The organism is Vibrio sp. Vb0667, from assembly GCF_033391095.1.
On sequence record NZ_JAWPOL010000079.1, the window covers coordinates 1 to 2,324 of the forward strand.

Annotated in this window: 1 protein-coding gene and 1 tRNA gene; one reads left to right on the plus strand and one right to left on the minus strand. The window is 44.2% G+C overall.

The annotated features are described in order from the left end of the window. The first annotated feature begins 561 nt into the window (after positions 1 to 561). Positions 562 to 1,998 carry an NAD-dependent succinate-semialdehyde dehydrogenase gene (locus tag R8269_RS23450; protein ID WP_017635617.1) on the plus strand — a complete coding sequence of 479 codons (1,437 nt, stop codon included), beginning with the start codon at positions 562 to 564 and terminating at the stop codon, positions 1,996 to 1,998. A 249-nt stretch (positions 1,999 to 2,247) separates the two neighbouring features. Here the strand turns inward: R8269_RS23450 and R8269_RS23455 are convergent. Next, positions 2,248 to 2,323 (minus strand) — tRNA-Asn (locus tag R8269_RS23455). Position 2,324 lies beyond the last annotated feature (1 nt).

Sequence of the window (2,324 nt, forward strand, 5' to 3'; positions counted from 1 at the left end):
AGTTGGTTAGAATACCGGCCTGTCACGCCGGGGGTCGCGGGTTCGAGTCCCGTCCACTCCGCCACTTATATTAAGCCCTAGTCGAAAGACTGGGGCTTTTTAGTTTGGTCGTGTCCCCTAGAAATGCATTTACACATTGAAGGCGAGACAATACGACTTTCTTTACCCTATTGGCGCATGAGTTTCTCAGGAAGATGAGCCTGCTGCCTGCACTTCTAATTACTCCGAGTTTGTATCATGTCCTCGTTGAAAGATTGGTCATTTGAACAATGAGTCTTTATAACACTCGCCCTCAACCGTAGTAGAATGAATAGTCTTCCTCACTGCGTGTTTTGTTAGCGTCTCTCTTAAACAATAATTTTCTACATCTTATTTCTCAAACATTCATTGCTTCCATGTTTAGAGCGGGGCCGTCGTTGCGTGGATTGCGCAATTTCCCGAAGTATAGTGAGGAAGAGATCTAAGTCTTCCGAAAATTAATGCCTTTTAGAAAACTTTGTTTTCTTTGCTGAACTTGCTAGTAGCGATTAACCTAAGAGGAGTTCTTGAGGAGTATGTTTGATGATGCAACAAATAAAAAATGAAACGCTGAAATCTGTATTTAAGCAATGGTCTTCCGAAGAGGGAATTGTGGTCATCAACCCTGCAACTGAGCAAGAGTTAATTCGGTTAAAGCCTAGTACTCTTGATGAGTTAGATGATCTCATTGGTCAGTGCAAAACGGAGCAAGTCCGTTGGGCTAAATTAAGTGCCAAAGAGCGCTCTCGTCGTTTGAGGGGGTGGTATCAACTACTTCTTGATAATGCAGAAGACATAGCCACGATTATTACCTTAGAGCAGGGTAAACCTTTAGCTGAGAGCAAAGGGGAAGTGATGTATGGTGCCTCTTTTGTCGAGTGGTTCTCAGAAGAAGCAAAACGTGCTTATGGCGAAGTTATTCCTGCCCCCACGACAGATAGACGTCTATCTGCAATTCGCCAGCCTGTGGGAGTATGCGCTGCAATTACACCTTGGAACTTCCCTATTGCGATGATTACAAGAAAAGCAGCACCAGCCCTAGCGGCAGGTTGTGGCATGTTGATCAAGCCATCAGAGCTTACCCCTCTCACTGCAATTGCTGTTGTTGAATTAGCTTATCAGGCTGGTATCCCTAAAGAACTGCTTTCTGTCGTGGTGTCGGAGCAGGCTGCTGAGTTTGGTCAAGTACTAAGTACTGATCCTAGGATTCAGAAGATCTCTTTTACGGGGTCTACGCGCGTTGGGAAAATTTTGATGAAGCAAGCCAGTGATTCAGTCAAGGCGGTGTCGATGGAGTTGGGTGGTAATGCGCCTTTCATCGTGTTTGAAGATGCAGACTTAGATGAGGCTGCGGAAGGGCTTGTCGCGTCGAAGTTCCGTAATGCAGGGCAAACATGTGTTTGTACCAATCGGCTATATGTTCATAAAAATGTAAAACAAGCTTTTATTGATAAAGTATTGTCGAAGTTAAGCAAATTAAAGCTTGGAAATGGTTTAGAGAAAGGCGTCACATTAGGTCCTGTTATTACGATGGCCTCTAAGCATCGACTAGAGGCGGTGATCGATCAAGCTGTACAAGAAGGAGCCTCTATTGCTAACTCTCCACAGAGACGGCCTGGTCGCTTTATGGAGCCCGTTCTTTTGGATAGTGTGACGCAGAATATGTCGATTGTTCAGCAAGAGCTATTCGGGCCTGTGTTGCCTATTGTTACCTTTGAAAATGATTATCAAGTTCTCGAAATGGCGAACGATACAGAATATGGTTTGGCTTGCTATTTCTATACGAATAGCTTGAAGCGTATTGTGACTTTTAGTGAAGGTTTAGAGTACGGCATGGTTGGAGTTAATGAAGGGATCATCTCTACTGAAGTGGCTCCATTTGGTGGAGTTAAAGAGTCGGGTGTTGGACGGGAAGGTGCTAAGCAAGGCCTCGATGAATATCTGGAGACAAAGTATATTTGTCTTGGTGGTTTAAGCTGATTTCAGAGATGGCCGATTGAATTAAAAAGCTAGGTTTTTACCTGGCTTTTTTTTTTAGTTGAAAGGCATACCATTTGCCACGCGCGTTTGTGGTTAATATTTTCTGGTTACTTAGTGAGTCGATAGTTAGCTTGCGGTAAGCGGTTTTTAATAATCAAAGCGCTTATGTTATTTCGTGGGTAGTAGGAGAGAGCTTAGCTTTAAACTAATACAAAAAAGCCGCATCAAGTGATGCGGCTTCTTCTAATATGGCTCCTCCTGCTGGGCTCGAACCAGCGACCTGCGGATTAACAGTCCGTCGCTCTACCAACTGAGCTAAGGAGGAA

Coding starts and splice junctions, on each gene's coding strand:
- R8269_RS23450 (WP_017635617.1), top strand. CDS start 562: ATGATGCAACAAATAAAAAATGAAACGCTGAAATCTGTATTTAAGCAA.